This is a genomic window from Agromyces sp. Y182 (assembly GCF_059445385.1).
Genome location: NZ_JCAIUF010000002.1, coordinates 485953 through 501921, shown reverse-complemented (window position 1 = coordinate 501921; position 15969 = coordinate 485953). Strand labels below are relative to the sequence as shown.

Genomic DNA, 15969 nt, shown 5'->3' with positions numbered 1-15969 from the left:
ATGCCGTACACGTCTGAAAAGCCAGGAACCACGCCCACCGCCGAGGAGCTCCGCGCACGCATTCCCGGCTGGGGCGCGGACCTCGACCCTTCTGAGCGTCCCGCATTCCCGCGCGAACAGCCGGGAATCCACACAGGCGCTCACTGGGATCTGCCCGAGCAACAAGCCGATTCCGGTCGGCGCGAAAAATCGGTGGAGCACCTGCGTCTCACGCCTGTCTTCGGTACCGCACAGCGATTGAAGGGACTCGCGGGCGCAATTCGTCGACGAGCGTACGAGGCGTACAGCGAAGGACAGTCTGCGCATTGGCTCCTGCTCATCCTCGCCGACCGGGTCGATGCCACAACCGCACATCTGAAGTCCTTCGCGTCTGCGCGGCCGGACAACCCCATCACTCAGACGGGTGTGCTCGGTGAACGCGGCCGACGGCCGCTCGCATCGCGGTTCGGGCGCGGAAGGGTGGACCTGAAGCACACCTGGTTGGACCCGATCCTCATCGCCGGCCCCTGGGTCCTCACCGCGGTAGTTCTCGTGCGAGGTGTGCGAAGGGCACTGCGGCCTCGGTAACCGGTAGTAGTAGACCGGGAGATCCATAGGGTGGGGTCCTCCCGACGCGATGGCCGTTACGCCCCGTTAACGCCGACCAGCTGGCGCACGCAGCTCGCGCACGATGTCTGGGCCGCGCTCCTTGAGTTGCGCGATCGACGAGACGCCAACAAGCGTCATCGTTCTGCGCAGCTCTTCTGCGAGGATGGCGATGACGCCAAGCACCCCGGCGGTGCCTGCCGCGGCCAGCCCGTAGAGATACGGGCGGCCGATGGAACAGGCGTCGGCGCCGAGCGCGATGGCCTTCACCATGTCGCTGCCGCGCCTGATTCCCGAGTCGACGTAGATCTCGATTGAGTCGCCAACCCGCTGCCGCGTCTCTTGAATGACGTCCATCGGGCTCACCATGTGGTCGAGCTGTCGCCCGCCGTGGTTGCTCAGTTGCACCGCATCGATGCCAACGCTCTCCGCCCTGACCACGTCTGCCGGATTCACCATGCCCTTGAGTACGATCTTGCCCGACCACGCCTCACGCAGGGCTGCAACGTCATCCCATCCTTGACTCGCCTCGGAGTGTCCAAGGATCTGGTCCCACATCGACGGTGTGGCGAGCGAGGCGGAGTCATCGAGGTTGGGGAAGCGGATGCCTTCAGCACGCAAGAAGTTCATCCACCAAATTGGGCGGGTGGCGATTCCGTACATCGAGGCGACGGTGAGAGAGGGCGGCGCCGTGAATCCATTGCGGAGATCACGCTCGCGTGAGCCGAGTGCTCGGGTGTCGAGGGTGACCACGATCGCCCGGTATCCGGCGGCCGCACAGCGATCGAGTTTGTCCTGCATCGCGCCCTTGTCGGGGGACAGGCTGATGTTGAACCATCGGTCGAGGTCCGGCTGTTCGCGCTCTATCTGCTCCATCGACACCGTGCTCAACCCAGCGAGTCCGTACGGGATACCGGCGGTGGTCGCGGCTCGCGCCACGGCGGACTCACCCTCGCGTTGGAACAGTCTGGTGGCGCCCGTCGGTGTCAGCGTGAGCGGCAGCGCTGAAACACGCCCCAGAATCGGTGTCGAGGTGTCGAGATCGACAACGGGCCCCCACGAAGGAACGAGACCCCAACGGTCGAAGACCTCCCGGTTGTGGCGTATCGTCGCTTCGTCTTCTGCGCCACCCTCGAGGTAGTCGAAGATACCGGCAGGCAGCATCCGCTTCGCTGCTGAACGATATTCGGCCACGCTGAAGCAGTCCCTCACGACGCGGTCCTGGCGCCTGAGCACCGGCATCTTGAGCTGCACTAGCTGCCGTACATCGCTTGGTCTCACGGAACACCTCTTCTGCCACTCACAACGCGATACTCACGCGCCGTCCGTCAGCCTAGAATCTGATCTGGCCGCAAACTATGGATGCCATGACGAAGTAGGGAGTGCGAGACTGTTATGAGATACCAAGGTTTGCTCCCTGAGGGCCTCCCGAACGTCGTTGAGGTCGCCAGGGCCGTCGGCTCTGAAGTCGCGGCGCTGGTTGAATCGCCGGCCGAAGAGCCGCCCCGCGTCACGGGAGTGACGATCCGCGATTTCGGCGCACCATCCAAACGATTTCCCGGCGCGCTCGCGCTGCTCATCGGCATGACGCCAGTCGCGGCGGAGCTCAGGGCGCATTTCGAGCGGCTCGCGGATGCCGGCTACGCGGCGGTCGTCTACAAGTCATACGGCGGTGCGGATGCCACACTTCGCGAATCCGCTCGGGCCACCGGCGTCGCCGCGTTCAGGGCCTCAGAGGATATTCCGTGGGATCAGCTCGCCGAGTTCTTTCGCGCCGCCATTGTTCCGCAAGGAGAATCGAGCCATTCGCTTGTAGATATTCGGCCGGGCGATCTCTTCGAGCTCGCGAACGTCGTCGCCTCGCTGGCCGGTGGTGCGGTCGCGATCTCCGATCCGGACCAGACGGTGCTTGCCTATTCCACGCTGCCGGAGCAGCCGATTGACGACACCAGACGGGCATCCATTCTTCGCCTGCACGTTCCGCACTCAGCCCAGAACGACCAGGACTACCGTCGCGTGCACGCCGCGCAACGGGTGGTGAGCGTTGCACCAGAAGAGAACTCTTTGACGCGTGTTGCCGTCGCGATTCGCGCGGGCGATGTCGTTCTCGGTTCACTTTGGCTGATCGACGCGGCCGATGCGGCCGACGAGGACACCAATCGTGTCTTGCTCGAGGCGGCGAATGTGGCCGCGTTGCATCTCTTGCACCGGCGCACGCATCACGATGCCGAGCGGACGCGCACGATCGAGCTCGTGAACCCCCTGCTCTTCGAACGCGACCGGGCTGAGCTCGCAGCCCTTCAGCTCGGCATTGCCTCGGATGAGGTGCAGGTAGTGGCGATTTCGGTGAGCGGGGCCTCTGGCAGCGCCCTCGAGACCGTGCGCTCGAGCATGCAGCTCTTCGACACTGTGCGCACCGCTTGCGCGGTATGGCTGCCCGGCGCCATCTGCGGCGTTGCCGACAACATCATCTATGTGGTGTTGCCGCACGGCCCCACCTCGTCCTTGCTCTTTCAGCGTGCTGCAGTGCTGCGCATCGCTCACCACGCTCGTCGCGCCATTGGCCGCTCGGTTCTGGCGGGAATGGGCAGCCAGAAGGCGATCATCGGCGCTGTTGAGTCGCGCATCGACGCAGAGTCAGTGCTCGCGATGTTGTTGCAGGATGTCGACGACGGGCGCATAAGCGCCGATTCAGACGAGATCGTCGCCGACTCGCAATCGTTCGGCGCTCGCCTTCAGCTGCGCCACATTGTGACGGCGCTGAGGGAGTCCGGTCAGCTGCCCGGCGACTTTGCGGCGCGCATCGCCGAGCACGATGCGCGCCGCCATACCGCGTACGAGGCGACCATTCGCACGTTTCTTGACTGCAATTCGAACGCGATCGAAACGGCGGCGAAGCTCGGTCTGCATTCGAACACGGTGCGATATCGGCTGTCGCGCGTGGAACCGCTGTTCGGCGTCAACCTCAGCTCGCCCGAGACGAGGCTGTTGGTGTGGCTACAGCTGAGCGCGAATCAGCTGTAGCCGACGGTTCGCGCTATCCGGCCGTTGCGGCGTTGATCGTGATTTCGTCGAGGCCACCGGACGCAACGCCCCAGTCGTCGAGGATGGCGGCGTACGAGCCGTCGTCAACCATTCCCTGGAGCGCGGCCTGAACCGCCTCGGCCATGCCGGAATCCTTCTTCACCGCAAAGCCATACGGCGCCACATCGAAGGTTTCGCCCGCCAGCTGTAGTTTGCCTTCCAGCTTCGAGATGGCGTACAGGGAGACTGGCGAATCGGCGCTGAAGGCATCGGCCTGGCCGAGCACGACGGCATTGACCGCGGCATCCTGAGTGTCGAATGGCAGCTTCTCGATCGGAGCCTTGCCTGCCGCGACGCACGCTGCGCTCTTGTCGGGAACCTCGTCGGTGTCTTGGAAGGTCGTGGCCTGAACAGCGACTTTGAGGCCACAGGCATCCGCCGGGTCGACGTCTTCACCTGTGCGAGAACCCCACTGAACCCCGGCCGTGAAGTAGTTGACGAAGTCGACCTGCTTTTCACGCTCGGGGTTGTCGGTGAAGGATGAATTGCCCAGGTTGATCTGGCCGCCGACAATGCCGGGAATGATGCTCTCGAAGCGAGAGACCGTGATGGAAGGCTCGAGCCCGAGGGTGGCAGCGAGCGCCTCCGTGAGCTCGATGCTCCAGCCGATGGGGGTTCCGGACTCGTCCTTGAATTCGTTCGGCGGATAGTTGGGGCTCGTCGCAATCACGAGTTTGCCCGACTCGGCAACGTCTTTCGGAAGCAGAGCCACCGCGTCGGCGTTGACCGTCGCATCGGTGGTCTCGGAGTCGTCGGCCTTGGGGTCTGCTGCGGAGTTGTCGACACAACCGGTGAGCAGCAAGGCTGCGGCAGCGGCGAGTGCGGGAAGAGCGAGTCTGGTGCGCATTGGGGTCCTCATCTTTGGTTACGGCTGCTGTGGACTTCAGCCGATGCCAGTTGTCACTGATTCATCGGCGAAGCAGGTGAGCGGGGGTGCAACACGGTTGAGCCTAGGCATCCTGTCGCCGCCGCTCTATGGACCTTTGTCCGAGCGCAGAAGCGCAGGCTTGTGAAGAATTGCCAAGGTGCTTTGCTGGAGCCCGTTCGATGCACGTGCGGTCAGAGGACCTTGGCGAGAAAGTCCTTGGTACGTTGGCGCTGCGGGTTCGTGAGCACTTGTGTCGGGTCGCCGGATTCGACCACCACTCCTCTATCCATGAAGACGAGCGAATCCGCGACCTCTCGCGCAAAGCCCATCTCGTGGGTGACCACGATCATCGTCATGCCGTCACGCGCGAGCCCCTTCATGACCTCGAGCACCTCACCGACCAACTCGGGGTCGAGCGCACTTGTCGGCTCATCGAAGAGCATCAGCTTCGGTTCCATCGCGAGGGCTCGAGCAATTGCGACGCGTTGCTGCTGGCCACCGGAAAGATGCGCCGGGTAATAGCCGGCTCGCTCCGCGAGCCCAACTCGATCCAACAACTCGTGGGCGTGCACCTCGGCGTTCGCCTTGGCGCGCCCCTTGACCGTTCGCGGTGCCACCGTGACGTTCTCGAGCGCGGTCATGTGCGGAAAGAGGTTGAATCGCTGAAACACCATGCCGATGTCGCGACGTTGCCTGGCGGCAGCCTTCGGTGCCAGCTCGTAGAGCTTTCCGCTGCCCTCTCGGTAGCCGATCAGCTCACCGTCGACACTCAATCGACCAGCCGAGACGACCTCGAGGTGGTTGATGCAACGCAGAAAGGTGGACTTGCCAGAGCCGGACGGCCCAACCAGGCACATGACCTCGCCGCGACTCACCGTCAGCGAAATGTCTGTGAGGACCTCGTTCGAGCCGAAGCTCTTCGAGACGTGTTCCGCCAGAACCATCGGCGATTCGGATGCCCCCACCGGGGCTACCGCGAGTACGGGTGTCTCTGTCATGAGTGCGTGCCCGAATCTCTTGAGGCCGTGGTCACCGCGGCGGCGGTCGGCACGACATCGACGACGGGAATGACCCCCGTCGGTCCCGCTCCACCGCCGCGATCCGGTCGTATCTCGCCGACCCCGCGGGCGAAGCGCTTCTCGAGGAAGTGCTGGCCGATCATGAGGATCGACGTGAAGAACAGGTACCAGATCGATGCGACGAGCAGCAGCGGGATCGGGTTGAACGTCTCGGCCGATATGTCTCGGGTGCGGGTATAGAGGTCGAGCGTGAACGGCACCGCTGTCACGAGCGAGGTGGTCTTGAGCATGCCGATGACGCTGTTGCCGGTTGGCGGAATGATGACGCGCATCGCCTGCGGGATGACGATCTTGCGCATCGTCTGCCCCCAACTCATGCCGAGCGCGGTCGCAGCCTCCGCTTGGCCCTTGTCGACGGAGAGGATGCCGGCTCGCACGATCTCTGCCATGTACGCGCCTTCGTTCAGGCCGAGGCCGATGACGGCGAGAAAGAACGCGCTGAACAGTGCTTGGGTGCTGAACTGCGCCCACGGTTCCGTGAACGGGATACCGATGTCGATGGTCTGGTAGATAACGGCGAACAGCCCCCAGAACACCAGCTGAACATAGACCGGTGTGCCTCGGAAGATCCACAGATACGCCCACGCGACACCTTTGACCACGGGGTTGGGTGAGAGGAACATGACGGCGACGACGAGTCCGATGACGATGCCGAGCGCCATCGAGTACACGGTCAGCTGGACGGTGACGAACGCCGCCTGCGAGATGCGCCGATCGAAGAGATACTGCGCGACGGTCGGCCAGTCGTAGGCCGTGCGTCCGGCAGCGTCGATGAGGAACAGGGCAAGGATGGCGAGCAGTGCGATGGCGAATACCGTGCGCCACGGATGCCGCAGCCGAACCGCTTTGATGGCAGGTGCACTCATGGCGAAACCGAGATGGCCGGACAGCCGGTGACGGCGTGAGGGGCGGTTGCGGCAAGCGCAGGGATCGAGAATCGAGCACGCATTGAACGTCCTTTGTCGGCAGTCGGGCGAGAGGGAGCCTCGTCGAGCCTAGGAGCGTTCGCATCCGCACTCTATGGGCATCCGTACAGAGCGCGCCGAATGACCTTGGATCCTCAAACAAATCCGGGGGAGCTCACCCCTTCCGTTGGTGCCCACCTGGAACCTGGGGCGTGCCAATGTGAGCAGGCCGATGCCGGCCAGACCTCCGGCGGTGTTGACGACGGGGTCGGTGACGTCGGTACTCCCGACGGCCAGGACGTACTGGACGAACCTCCAAGACCTGGCTCACCCCGCCGACCGTGCCCACGGACTCCCACAACGGCCACGACGGCGCGAGGATGGCGGCCCGGTGTTGCCGGGCGCGTAAGCGGATCTCGATATGCCGACGAAATGCCCAGGCACCTCACGATGCCGCGTACAGCAGAGCGAGGAGGTCGATGCCGCACCAGAGGAGCGCTTCGTGCGCCACCCCGATGAACACGTACAGGGCGAGCATCGATCCGAACGCCATCTCTCGCGGCGATCCCGTGTCGCCGAGCACGGGCAGCGCGATGTAGCCGTTCGGGCGCCAGATGCTGCTGATGACCGGCGCCTTTCGCAGCAGCTTGGGTGGCTTCGGCTTGATCGGCCAGAGAAGCCCGGGCAGACCACCGGTGGTGAGGAGGTCTCCGGCGAGGTGGGCGACGAACCCCACCACGACGGCGAGCGGGAACCAGCCGATGCTGCTCGGAGCCAACAGCACGAGGAGCATTCCGAACGCCGCCCCGAGGGCCCACGCCGTCAGCCACGATCCGACCAGGCCGCGCGCCTTGACGGCGAAGCACATGAGCGCTGCGGCGCCCATCACGGTGCCGACGGAGAAAGTGCCGAATCGCTCGGTCGTGAGTGTCAGGAAGGTCAGTGCCCATGCGCCGATGCCGACGATCGCCGCTGCGATCAGCGAATGCGCACCGTGGCGATGACCGCCTGAGATCGATCCGACGGCGCCCGCGGCGAGCCGGCCGAGAATCGGCACCGACTGCGCGATGGTCGCGCTGTGGTGATCGGCATCCGGCAGCAGCGCCGCGCCGGCGCAGACGAAGGATCCGGCGACGACGCCGACCGGATCGAGCGGGTACGCGCCGCTCGTCAAGTACGGCATGGCTCCGGTCGCGGCGATCCAGGCGGCGGCGCCGCTCGTGGCATGGTTGACGCCCATCATCTCGGTGGCGTGCTCCTTCTTCTGCGGGCGTGCGACATCCGCTTCGGTGAGTCGTGTGAATTCCGACTGCGTACTGGAAGTGCGGCGGTCGACGCCCGGAGAACGCCAACACCGTCACTCGAATGGCTGGGCCCGAACCGTTCGACCGTATCGTGCACGGGTGACACGATTGCGCGAGGTCAGCGCCGCGCGGCGCCTTGACCCGTCGCACCTCGCGACCCACAATTGGGGGGTTGACCGAATGCAGGGGAGCGGAGAACTGATGTCAGACGCGCACACTCGTCCGACCATCGATGAGCAGGCCGGCGTTCACGGGGCCCCGAACTTCGCGCCGGCGCCCGACGACGGGGTGCAGCCCGCTGCAGCTGAGGCGCCCGTGGACTCGGTCGAGCGACGCAAGTGGAGCAGCGACCTCCGGTTCATGCTCGTCGTGCTGGCAGCGATCTTGGTGCTCTTCCTGGCGTTCGCGCTGCTCATCGCCTTCAGCCCGACGGGGCCCGCGATCAGTGCCCTCGCGATCATCGCCGCTCCGATCGCCACGATGGTCGTCGCGTACTACGGCATCTCCCTTGCGCTGCGCCAGGTGAAAGACGCTCGAGATGCGGCCGAGTCGGCCGATGCCCGTGCACGCGCAGCCGAGGTGAGCGCCCGTGAGTCGGACGCGTGGGCCGCTCAGATGGAGTCGGGCCTGCGCGTCGCCGTCGCCAAGCTGACCGCCGCCGGGCAGGAGACGCGCGACGTCGAGCGCGCCGCAGGCACGCCCGACGAATTCTTCTGATCGGGAGCTGTTCAGCGCTGGGAGACCTGCTCGGGTCTTAGAGCTCCGCGAGAACTGCGACAGGGCGTTCGATGCACCCCGCCACGAAGGTCAGGAAGCCGGCCGCCTCCGCGCCATCGCACACGCGGTGGTCGAATGAGATCGTCAACTCCGTCACGGTGCGCACGGCGAGCTGACCGTCGACGACCCATGGGCGTTCAATGAACCGGCCGACGCCGAGCATCGCCGCCTCAGGGTGGTTGATGATCGCGGCCGAACCGTCGACACCCAGGGTGCCGTAGTTGTTCAGCGTGAACGTGCCGCCGGTGAGGGCCGATGGCGGGAAGACCCCCGTCGCAGCCTCCTCGGTGCGGGCGACGATCCCATCGCGCAACGCGCGCAGCGACATCCGCTCGGCGCCGTGCACGACCGGAACCAGGAGACCGCGCGGGGTCTGCGCGGCGAGCCCCAGGTTCACGGCCGAGTGGAAGACGAGTTCTTCACGCTCGGTATCGAAGCTCGCATTCAGCGACGGATGCCTGGCGAGGCCCGCGACGACGAAACGCGCGATGAGCGCCGTGATGCCGAACCGCTCACCAGTCGCCTCCTGCAGTTGGCGGCGGGCGGTGAGGAGTCCGGTCGCGTCGACGTCGAGCCAGACGGTCGCTTCGGGGATCTCCCGGCGCGAGCGCGAGAAGTGGGCGGCTGCGGCGCGCGCCATGCGGTCGAGCGGCACGCGGCGGTCCCCGTCGCGGTCGCGGTCGGTCGTCGCGCCCGCAGGCCGAGGTGCTTCGACCGCCGGGGCAATGGATGCCGCAGCTGTCGGCTCGACCGCCGGTCCGCCTTGCTCGGCGATGAACGACTCAACATCGCGCCGCATCACCAGGTGCTCCGGTCCCGACCCGAGAAGCTGGCTGGCGTCGAAGCCGTGCTCACGGGCGAGGCGGCGCACGATCGGTGAGACCACGGGGGAGCGGCGTGCGGCGTCGAGTCGGGCGGCTCCGCCCGAACGCGGCCCCGTCGATCCGCTGCTGCGACGACCGAAGCGCGTGGGCGCCGACGCGGCGCGCTTCGTGACGGTCGATTGCCGCGTGCCGTAGCCGATCAATACGGCGCCGGACTCCTCGGCGAGCGCGGTCTCGCTCGTCACGATGCCGGGTTCGGCCGGCTCCGCGGCATCCGCCGGCGAAGTCGCGCCACCGAGCGTCATCAGCACGGTGCCCGCGTGCAGCACTTCGCCGACCTCGCCGCCGAGCGACTCGACGACGCCGGCGAACGGTGTCGGCAATTGCACGACGGACTTCGCAGACTCGAGTTCGACGACGACCTGGTCGATCGTCACCTCATCGCCTGGCGCGACGAGCCATGCGACGATCTCGGCCTCGGTGAGGCCCTCGCCGAGGTCGGGCAGGATGAAGTCGCGGGTCATGCGTCCCACTCCCAGCTGTCGAGGGCCGCGAGCACGCGGTCGGCAGTCGGCAGGTGGTACTCCTCGAGTTTCGGTGAAGGGTAGGGAATGTCGAATCCCGCGACGCGCAGCACCGGTGCTGCGAGGTGGTGGAAGTTGCGTTCGGTGATGCGGGCGGCGACCTCGGCGCCGTAGCCGCCGAACTGTGCAGCCTCGTGGATGACGGCCGCTCGCGAGGTCTTGCGCACGGAAGCGCCGACGGTGGCATCGTCGAATGGGGAGAGGCTGCGCAGGTCGACGACCTCGATCGAGAGGCCCTCTTCGGCCGCTGCCTCGGCGGCCTCGAGCGCGGTGCGCACGGTGGGTCCGTAGCCGATGAGGGTGACGTCGGTGCCTTCGCGCACGACCTCGGCGCGATCCATGGGCGCGGTCGTCACAGGCAGGGCGAGGGGTGCCTTCGACCAGTAGCGGCTCTTCGGCTCCATGAAGACGATGGGGTCGTCGCTGTCGATCGCCTCACGCAGCATCGAGTACGCGTCGGCGGGGTTCGACGGCATCACGACGGTGAGGCCCGGGGTCGACGCCCAGTACGACTCCGAGGAGTCGGAGTGGTGCTCGACGCCGCCGATCGCGCCGGCGCACGGGATGCGCACGACCATCGGCAGCGTGACGCGACCTTTCGTGCGGTTCCGCATCTTCGCGACGTGCGAGACCATCTGCTCGAACGCGGGGTAGCTGAACGCATCGAACTGCATCTCGACCACGGGTCGCATGCCGTACATCGCCATGCCGATCGCGGTGCCGACGATGCCGGACTCGGCGAGCGGCGAGTCCCAGATGCGGTCGTCGCCGAACTCGGACTGCAAGCCGTCGGTGACCCGGAACACGCCGCCGAGCGGGCCGACGTCTTCGCCGTAGACGACGACCCGGTCGTCGGCCGCCATCGCGTCGCGCAAGGCGGCGTTCAGCGCACCGGCCATCGTGAGCTGCGTCGGGGCGGATGCCTCGGCGGGCATGGTGTTCGTCACGGTAGCGGTCATCGCGCGGCTCCCGCGTGCGGGGCGAACGCACCGGCGGAGATCTCGGCCTCGAGGGCGGCGCGCTGCTCGAGGAGCGCGGCGCGCTGCCGCCCGTACACGTGATCGAAGAGCTCGAGAGGGTCGAGCTCGGCCTCGGTCGTCATGACATCTCGGGTGCGAGCGGCGAGCTCCTCCGCGGCATCCGCGATCTCGGTGCGCGTCGCCTCGGTCAGCGCTCCCTCTGAGACGAGGTACTTCTCGAGGCGTTCGATGGGGTCGCGGCGCTTCCAGTGCTCGACGTCGCGGGCGGTGCGGTAGCGAGTGGGGTCGTCGGAGTTCGTGTGCGCTTCGATGCGGTAGGTGACGCCTTCGATGAGGGTCGGACCGCCGCCGCTCCGCGCGCGTTCGACCGCCGCGCGGGTCACCGCGTACATGGCGGCGATGTCGTTGCCGTCGACGTGATACCCCGGCATGCCGTACCCGACGGCCTTGTCGGCGAGTGTGGCGGCGCGGGTCTGACGCTCGAGGGGCACGCTGATCGCGAACTGGTTGTTCTGCACGACGAAGACGGTCGGTGTCTGCCAGACCGCGGCGAAGTTGAAGGCCTCGTGCGCGTCACCCTCGCTCGTGGCGCCGTCGCCGAGGAAGGTGAGGGCGACGATCGGATCGTGGCGGAGCCTCGCCGCGTGCGAGAGGCCCACCGCGTGCAGCGTCTGCGTCGCGAGGGGAGTCGCCTGCGCGGCGGTGCGGTGCGCGTGCTGGTCGTAGCCGTTGTGCCAGTCGCCGCGGAACGAGGCGAGGATGTCGCCCGGCTCGATGCCACGCGTGAGCAGCGCGATGCTGTCGCGGTAGGTCGGGAAGAGCCAATCGTCTGCCGCGATCGCCGAGACGGCGCCGATTTCACACGCTTCTTGACCGTAAGCCGAGGGATACGTCGCGAGGCGACCCTGCTTGGTGAGCGCGGTGACCTGCACGTCGAAGCGGCGGGCGATGACCATCTTGCGGTAGAGCCCCAGCAGCGTCTCGGCGTCGGGGAGACCGAAGCCACCGGTCGCAGCGCCCGACACTGCATGGCCGGCGTTGTCGAGCAGTCGCAGTGGCTTTTCAGAAGGCAGGGTGCGAACGGAAGCGTGCTCGACATTGAGGGTCATGTCCTCATCGTGCGACACTCTCGCGCCCCGCGGAGGGGCTCTCGTGCAACCGTGAACGAACGGCTCCGCGCGCTCGAAAGCGTGACCGATCGTCCGTTCAGCGGAGGCTCAGGCGCGCCAGATGTCCAGCGTTTGAGCGGGCGGATGCCCCTCAAGCTCGGCGAGGATCAGGTGCGATCTCGTCGATACCACACCCGGCATGTCATGGATGTCGCGGAGGATGGCCTGACTCAACTGCTCGTGGTCGGGGGCGCTCACCGTGAGGATGATGTCGATGTCACCCGAGACGGCCTGCACCTTCTCGACGAAGGGCAGGGTCGCGAGCTTCGCGGCGATCGACTCCCACGAGACTTCGCCGATGCGCACGACGACGAGAGCTGAGATGTTCAGGCCGATGGCCTTGCGATCGATCTGCGCGCCGAAGCCGGTGATGACGCCGCGCTGCTGCAATTGCTGCACCCGATTGTGGGCTGCGGTGCGCGAGATGTGCACCCGTTCGGCGAGCGTGCGCACCGAGAGTCGTCCGTCGCGGCTCAGCTCGGCGACGATGCGACGGTCGATGCTGTCGAGCCCGTCGTTCCGGTGCGGTGTCTGCTGGGTCATCATCGTCCTCGTGGCTCATGGCCAGCGTACCGGCTGCGGCGCTCCGCGCGTCGGAGCGAGGTGCGCATCGGTGCATGCCTGATCGCGCGGGGGAGCAGCGGCCAGAGCGTGCCGATCGTGTCGAGCCATCCGTTCGCGACGCGTTCGACGCGAGGCGTCCAGCGGAACCCGTATGCCGCGCGCACCGAAGGCGGCAGGAGCGCCGCGGTCATGAGACGCACGACCGGCAGCAGGATGCCGGCTCCGAAGGGCAGAGCGGATGTCTCGGTGAGCAGGCTCCGCGCAACCGTGCGGGCCTCAGTGCCGACGGTGAGCGCGGCGACCCGATCGGCCCACCACTCGTCGAACTCGGCGCGGCTCGCCGGCCAACCTTCACCGACCGACTGGAGGCTGGCACCGAGCGGTGCGTAACCCTGCACGATCGCGTCGCCGGTCTCGGGCGGCAGCGCTCCCCACAGTCGTTCGTGCAGGTCGAGCGCCACCACGAGCAGTGTCGAGGCGACGAAGCGCTGCGCGTCGGCATCGAACGCGCTGTAGGCGGGGCCATCCCCGTCTGCACGGCCCCGCACGGGTGCGTGACGTCGGTTGACCGTGCGCACTGCCGCAGCTGCGACCGCATCGTCGCCGAAGCCGACGGCGTAGACGTAGTCGAGCGTGCCGATCAGCCGATCCAGCGGGCGTTCGCGGAACGCACTGTGCCGTGCGACCCCGCGGGCGACCCGCGGGTCGGCCAGTTGCAGCAGGATCGCCGCGCCGCCACCGAGCAGCAGCACGCCTTCGGCTCCGTGGCGACGGAACACCGATCGATCGTCATCTTCGCGCATGAGTACCAGTTGTACCGCTAGTACCAGTTGTTCGCCTCCGAGTGCGCCCAGGCTCCGCAGGGGGCGCCGTAGCGGCCGGCGATGTAGGAGAGGCCCCATTCGATCTGCGTCGCGGCGTTCGTGCGCCAATCTGCGCCGGCACTGGCCATCTTGCTACCGGGCAGCGACTGGGGAATGCCGTAGGCGTCGCTCGAGGCGTTGTAGGCGTCGGCCCGCCAACTCGATTCGCGCGTCCAGAGCAGCACCAGGCATTGGTACTGGTCGCTGCCCCAGCCGTATCGCGCAACGGCGCCGGCCGCGTAGGCCTTCGCACCGGCGGTGTCGACGACGACGCCGGGCGGCGGGGCGCTGCCGACGCCGCCGCCATTCGCGTTCGCGTTCGCGGCCGCCTCCGCAGCCGCAGCGGCGGCTTGCTGCCGTTCTTCGGCGTCCTTGCGTATCTGTTCACCGGCCTGGTATTGCCGTTCGAGTTCGACGGTGCGGTCACGAAGGCTTGCGAGCTGGGCGTAGAGCGTGCCGACGATGACCTGCTGCTCGGCGAGTTCCGTCTCGGCCGCCTCGTGTGCGGCCTCGGCGGCGTCGGCTGCTTCAGCCGCCTCAATGGCACGGCGCTCTCGCTCCTGTTCAGCGACGTCTGCTTGAGCGCTCAGTGCCTGCGATTGCGCCTTGGTCTCGGTCGCACGATCGGCGACGGCACCGTAGATGTTGGTGAGCTGCGCTGCGCGGGAGAGGCCCTGCAGCAGCTCGGTCGAACCGTCGTCGGCGAGGAGCAGGCGCAGCGTGACATCCGCACCGCCCGACCTGGCGAGCACGGCGCCGACCCGGCCGAGCCGCTCACCCGACACTGCGGCCTCTGCGGCTGCGGCGCCGGAGGCCGCAGCGATGGTGGTCGCCCGAACCTCGGCCTCCTCGTGCGCGGCCGCGGCGGTGGCGGCGGCCCCGGCAGCCTCGACGGCGGCATCACCGAGCCGAGCCGATTCGGCCTCGAGGGAATCGACGAGGGCGGCGATGCGCGTCGCCTCGGTCTCACGCGAGGCGACATTCTGCTTCGCGGCCTCGACTTCCTCCCAGCTCGGATAGTCCTCGCCGAACGCCGGGGCCGCCGGCAGCACGAGGGCGGCGACGATCAGCGCCGCCGCGCCCGCTGCGAACCTCGATCTGCCCCGCACAGCACCCCCTCCGAGCCCGTGAGTCTACCCACGGCGCCGCTCGGCGGACGTTCGGACACGCAGCGTAGACTCTTCCGAATGCGAGTCAAGCGAGCGGCGGGTCTTCCGTTCGTGCTCGCGGCGGTGCTGTTGTCGGCAACGGCCTGTGCCGGTTCTGCTGCCGACGAGGCGGCCACCCGCACTGCAGAGCCAACACCGACGAACACGCCGACTCCAGTGCCTGTTGACCCCGTTGCCGAGTGGGTCGATGAGCGGATGTCGCAGCTCACGATCGAGCAGAAAGCGGCGGCGTTGCTCATGGTGCACGCGCCCGGCACCGATCCCGCACCGCTTCGCGCCTACGCTGACGCGGGAGTCTCCGGGCTCATCCTCATGGGCGACAACGTGCCGGCCGGGCCGGCCGAGCTTGCGGCGCTCACCGCGGCCGTGCAGATCGACCCCGAGGCCCCGCTCCTCATCGGCATCGACGAGGAGGGCGGAGAGGTGCAGCGGTTGCCGTGGGATGCAGCGGCAGCCGCGGACACGTTGCGAGCCGAACCCCCCGTTGCGGCGCGAGACGCGTTCGCAGCGCGAGCCGCGACGCTCGCCGCGAGCGGGGTGAACGTGAACTTCGGCATCGTCGCCGATGTGACCGCCGATCCCGCGTCGTTCATCTTCCAGCGCGTGCTCGGCACCGACCCGGCCGGCTCGGCTGAACGGGTCGCGGCCGCTGTGACGGGCGAGCGCGGAGCGGTTGCGAGCACGCTCAAGCACTTCCCGGGCCACGGCGCAGCTCCCGGCGATTCGCACTCGAGCATCCCGACGGCGGCGCTCAGTCTCGAGGAGTGGCGCGCGGGGCCGGCGCTGCCCTTCGCGAGCGGTGTCGGCGCCGGGGCCGAACTCGTGATGACGGGTCATCTCGCCTACCCGGCCGTCGACGCGGCGCCGGCATCGCTCTCGCCGGCCTGGCATCGCATCCTGCGCGACGAACTCGGGTTCGACGGCGTCGTGGTCACCGACGACATGCTGATGCTGGCGCACAACGGCCTCCCCGAGTACGCCGACCCCGGGGAGAACGCCGTTCGCGCGGTCGCCGCCGGCGCCGACCTGCTGCTCTACGTGCTGCCCGCCGACCCATCGACATTCGGCATCTCGGTCGACGGACTCGTCGGCTCGATCGTGGGTGCCGTGCAGGCCGGCCGGATCAGCGAGGCCCAGCTGAACGACGCGGTCGAGCGAGTCCTGACGCTTCGCCGCTCGTTCGCGAGCTGAACCCGCGCTGTTCTCTCCGGCGG

The 15969-nt window shown here is 67.4% G+C and carries 15 protein-coding genes; 4 read left to right on the top strand and 11 right to left on the bottom strand.

Translation table 11 applies throughout. The annotated features are described in order from the left end of the window. A complete protein-coding gene (locus tag AC1C2R_RS16915; protein ID WP_495380708.1) occupies nucleotides 1-567 on the top strand; it encodes a hypothetical protein in 567 nt (188 codons plus the stop codon). Between the two features lie 66 nt (nucleotides 568-633). Here the strand turns inward: AC1C2R_RS16915 and AC1C2R_RS16910 are convergent, their stop codons facing one another. Then, complete coding sequence (locus tag AC1C2R_RS16910) at nucleotides 634-1839, bottom strand: alpha-hydroxy acid oxidase (RefSeq protein WP_495353931.1); 1206 nt, start codon at nucleotides 1837-1839, stop codon at nucleotides 634-636. A 264-nt stretch (nucleotides 1840-2103) separates the two neighbouring features. Between AC1C2R_RS16910 and AC1C2R_RS16905 the strand changes: the two genes are divergently transcribed. Then, nucleotides 2104-3609 carry a PucR family transcriptional regulator gene (locus AC1C2R_RS16905; protein WP_495380707.1) on the top strand — a complete coding sequence of 502 codons (1506 nt, stop codon included), beginning with the start codon at nucleotides 2104-2106 and terminating at the stop codon, nucleotides 3607-3609. Between the two features lie 13 nt (nucleotides 3610-3622). On the opposite strand, the gene AC1C2R_RS16900 is transcribed toward AC1C2R_RS16905, so the two are convergent. From AC1C2R_RS16900 to AC1C2R_RS16885, 4 genes are all read right to left on the bottom strand, one after another. After that, the gene (locus AC1C2R_RS16900) at nucleotides 3623-4516 is read right to left on the bottom strand and encodes an ABC transporter substrate-binding protein (protein ID WP_495380706.1); all 894 of its coding nucleotides are present in this window, start codon (nucleotides 4514-4516) and stop codon (nucleotides 3623-3625) included. A gap of 212 nt (nucleotides 4517-4728) precedes the next feature. Then, nucleotides 4729-5481: an amino acid ABC transporter ATP-binding protein gene (locus AC1C2R_RS16895; RefSeq protein ID WP_495380705.1), complete on the bottom strand. Its 753-nt coding sequence runs from the start codon at nucleotides 5479-5481 to the stop codon at nucleotides 4729-4731. Nucleotides 5482-5531: 50 nt separating this feature from the next. After that, nucleotides 5532-6482 carry an amino acid ABC transporter permease gene (locus AC1C2R_RS16890; RefSeq protein ID WP_495353935.1) on the bottom strand — a complete coding sequence of 317 codons (951 nt, stop codon included), beginning with the start codon at nucleotides 6480-6482 and terminating at the stop codon, nucleotides 5532-5534. A 484-nt stretch (nucleotides 6483-6966) separates the two neighbouring features. Further along, the gene (locus AC1C2R_RS16885; protein WP_495380704.1) at nucleotides 6967-7764 is read right to left on the bottom strand and encodes a metal-dependent hydrolase; all 798 of its coding nucleotides are present in this window, start codon (nucleotides 7762-7764) and stop codon (nucleotides 6967-6969) included. A gap of 262 nt (nucleotides 7765-8026) precedes the next feature. On the opposite strand from AC1C2R_RS16885, the gene AC1C2R_RS16880 reads away from it, so the two are divergent. Then, entirely contained in the window at nucleotides 8027-8542 is a 516-nt protein-coding gene (locus tag AC1C2R_RS16880; protein WP_495380703.1) for a hypothetical protein, read from the top strand. Nucleotides 8543-8579: 37 nt separating this feature from the next. On the opposite strand, the gene AC1C2R_RS16875 is transcribed toward AC1C2R_RS16880, so the two are convergent. The 6 genes from AC1C2R_RS16875 to AC1C2R_RS16850 all read right to left on the bottom strand — a co-directional run bounded on the left by AC1C2R_RS16875 (nucleotide 8580) and on the right by AC1C2R_RS16850 (nucleotide 14695). Next, nucleotides 8580-9950, bottom strand: a complete 1371-nt coding sequence (locus AC1C2R_RS16875) for a dihydrolipoamide acetyltransferase family protein (RefSeq protein WP_495380702.1) — start codon at nucleotides 9948-9950, stop codon at nucleotides 8580-8582. Then, entirely contained in the window at nucleotides 9947-10969 is a 1023-nt protein-coding gene (locus AC1C2R_RS16870; RefSeq protein ID WP_495380701.1) for an alpha-ketoacid dehydrogenase subunit beta, read from the bottom strand. The genes AC1C2R_RS16875 and AC1C2R_RS16870 overlap by 4 nt, the downstream gene beginning before the upstream one ends. Then, nucleotides 10966-12099: a pyruvate dehydrogenase (acetyl-transferring) E1 component subunit alpha gene (gene pdhA / locus AC1C2R_RS16865; RefSeq protein WP_495380700.1), complete on the bottom strand. Its 1134-nt coding sequence runs from the start codon at nucleotides 12097-12099 to the stop codon at nucleotides 10966-10968. Before pdhA ends, AC1C2R_RS16870 begins: the two co-directional genes overlap by 4 nt. Before the next feature lie 108 nt (nucleotides 12100-12207). Beyond that, nucleotides 12208-12702: an Lrp/AsnC family transcriptional regulator gene (locus tag AC1C2R_RS16860; RefSeq protein ID WP_495353941.1), complete on the bottom strand. Its 495-nt coding sequence runs from the start codon at nucleotides 12700-12702 to the stop codon at nucleotides 12208-12210. Further along, nucleotides 12702-13526 (bottom strand): oxygenase MpaB family protein, encoded by an 825-nt coding sequence (locus tag AC1C2R_RS16855; RefSeq protein ID WP_495380699.1) that lies wholly within the window; start codon nucleotides 13524-13526, stop codon nucleotides 12702-12704. The genes AC1C2R_RS16860 and AC1C2R_RS16855 overlap by 1 nt, the downstream gene beginning before the upstream one ends. 17 nt (nucleotides 13527-13543) lie before the next feature. Continuing rightward, entirely contained in the window at nucleotides 13544-14695 is a 1152-nt protein-coding gene (locus tag AC1C2R_RS16850; RefSeq protein WP_495380698.1) for an aggregation-promoting factor C-terminal-like domain-containing protein, read from the bottom strand. Between the two features lie 78 nt (nucleotides 14696-14773). Here AC1C2R_RS16850 and AC1C2R_RS16845 point away from each other — a divergent pair, with 78 nt between their 5' ends. Beyond that, nucleotides 14774-15946, top strand: coding sequence for a glycoside hydrolase family 3 N-terminal domain-containing protein (locus AC1C2R_RS16845; RefSeq protein WP_495380697.1), 1173 nt, complete (start codon nucleotides 14774-14776; stop codon nucleotides 15944-15946). The last annotated feature ends 23 nt before the right edge of the window (nucleotides 15947-15969 follow it).

What these genes read in the sequence shown, in the direction of transcription:
- AC1C2R_RS16915 (WP_495380708.1), top strand. Translation starts at nt 1, where the DNA reads ATGCCGTACACGTCTGAAAAGCCAGGAACCACGCCCACCGCCGAGGAG.
- AC1C2R_RS16900 (WP_495380706.1), bottom strand. Translation starts at nt 4,516, where the DNA reads ATGCGCACCAGACTCGCTCTTCCCGCACTCGCCGCTGCCGCAGCCTTG.
- AC1C2R_RS16895 (WP_495380705.1), bottom strand. Translation starts at nt 5,481, where the DNA reads ATGGTTCTGGCGGAACACGTCTCGAAGAGCTTCGGCTCGAACGAGGTC.
- AC1C2R_RS16890 (WP_495353935.1), bottom strand. Translation starts at nt 6,482, where the DNA reads ATGAGTGCACCTGCCATCAAAGCGGTTCGGCTGCGGCATCCGTGGCGC.
- AC1C2R_RS16885 (WP_495380704.1), bottom strand. Translation starts at nt 7,764, where the DNA reads ATGATGGGCGTCAACCATGCCACGAGCGGCGCCGCCGCCTGGATCGCC.
- AC1C2R_RS16880 (WP_495380703.1), top strand. Translation starts at nt 8,027, where the DNA reads ATGTCAGACGCGCACACTCGTCCGACCATCGATGAGCAGGCCGGCGTT.
- AC1C2R_RS16875 (WP_495380702.1), bottom strand. Translation starts at nt 9,950, where the DNA reads ATGACCCGCGACTTCATCCTGCCCGACCTCGGCGAGGGCCTCACCGAG.
- AC1C2R_RS16870 (WP_495380701.1), bottom strand. Translation starts at nt 10,969, where the DNA reads ATGACCGCTACCGTGACGAACACCATGCCCGCCGAGGCATCCGCCCCG.
- pdhA (WP_495380700.1), bottom strand. Translation starts at nt 12,099, where the DNA reads ATGACCCTCAATGTCGAGCACGCTTCCGTTCGCACCCTGCCTTCTGAA.
- AC1C2R_RS16860 (WP_495353941.1), bottom strand. Translation starts at nt 12,702, where the DNA reads ATGACCCAGCAGACACCGCACCGGAACGACGGGCTCGACAGCATCGAC.
- AC1C2R_RS16855 (WP_495380699.1), bottom strand. Translation starts at nt 13,526, where the DNA reads ATGCGCGAAGATGACGATCGATCGGTGTTCCGTCGCCACGGAGCCGAA.
- AC1C2R_RS16845 (WP_495380697.1), top strand. Translation starts at nt 14,774, where the DNA reads ATGCGAGTCAAGCGAGCGGCGGGTCTTCCGTTCGTGCTCGCGGCGGTG.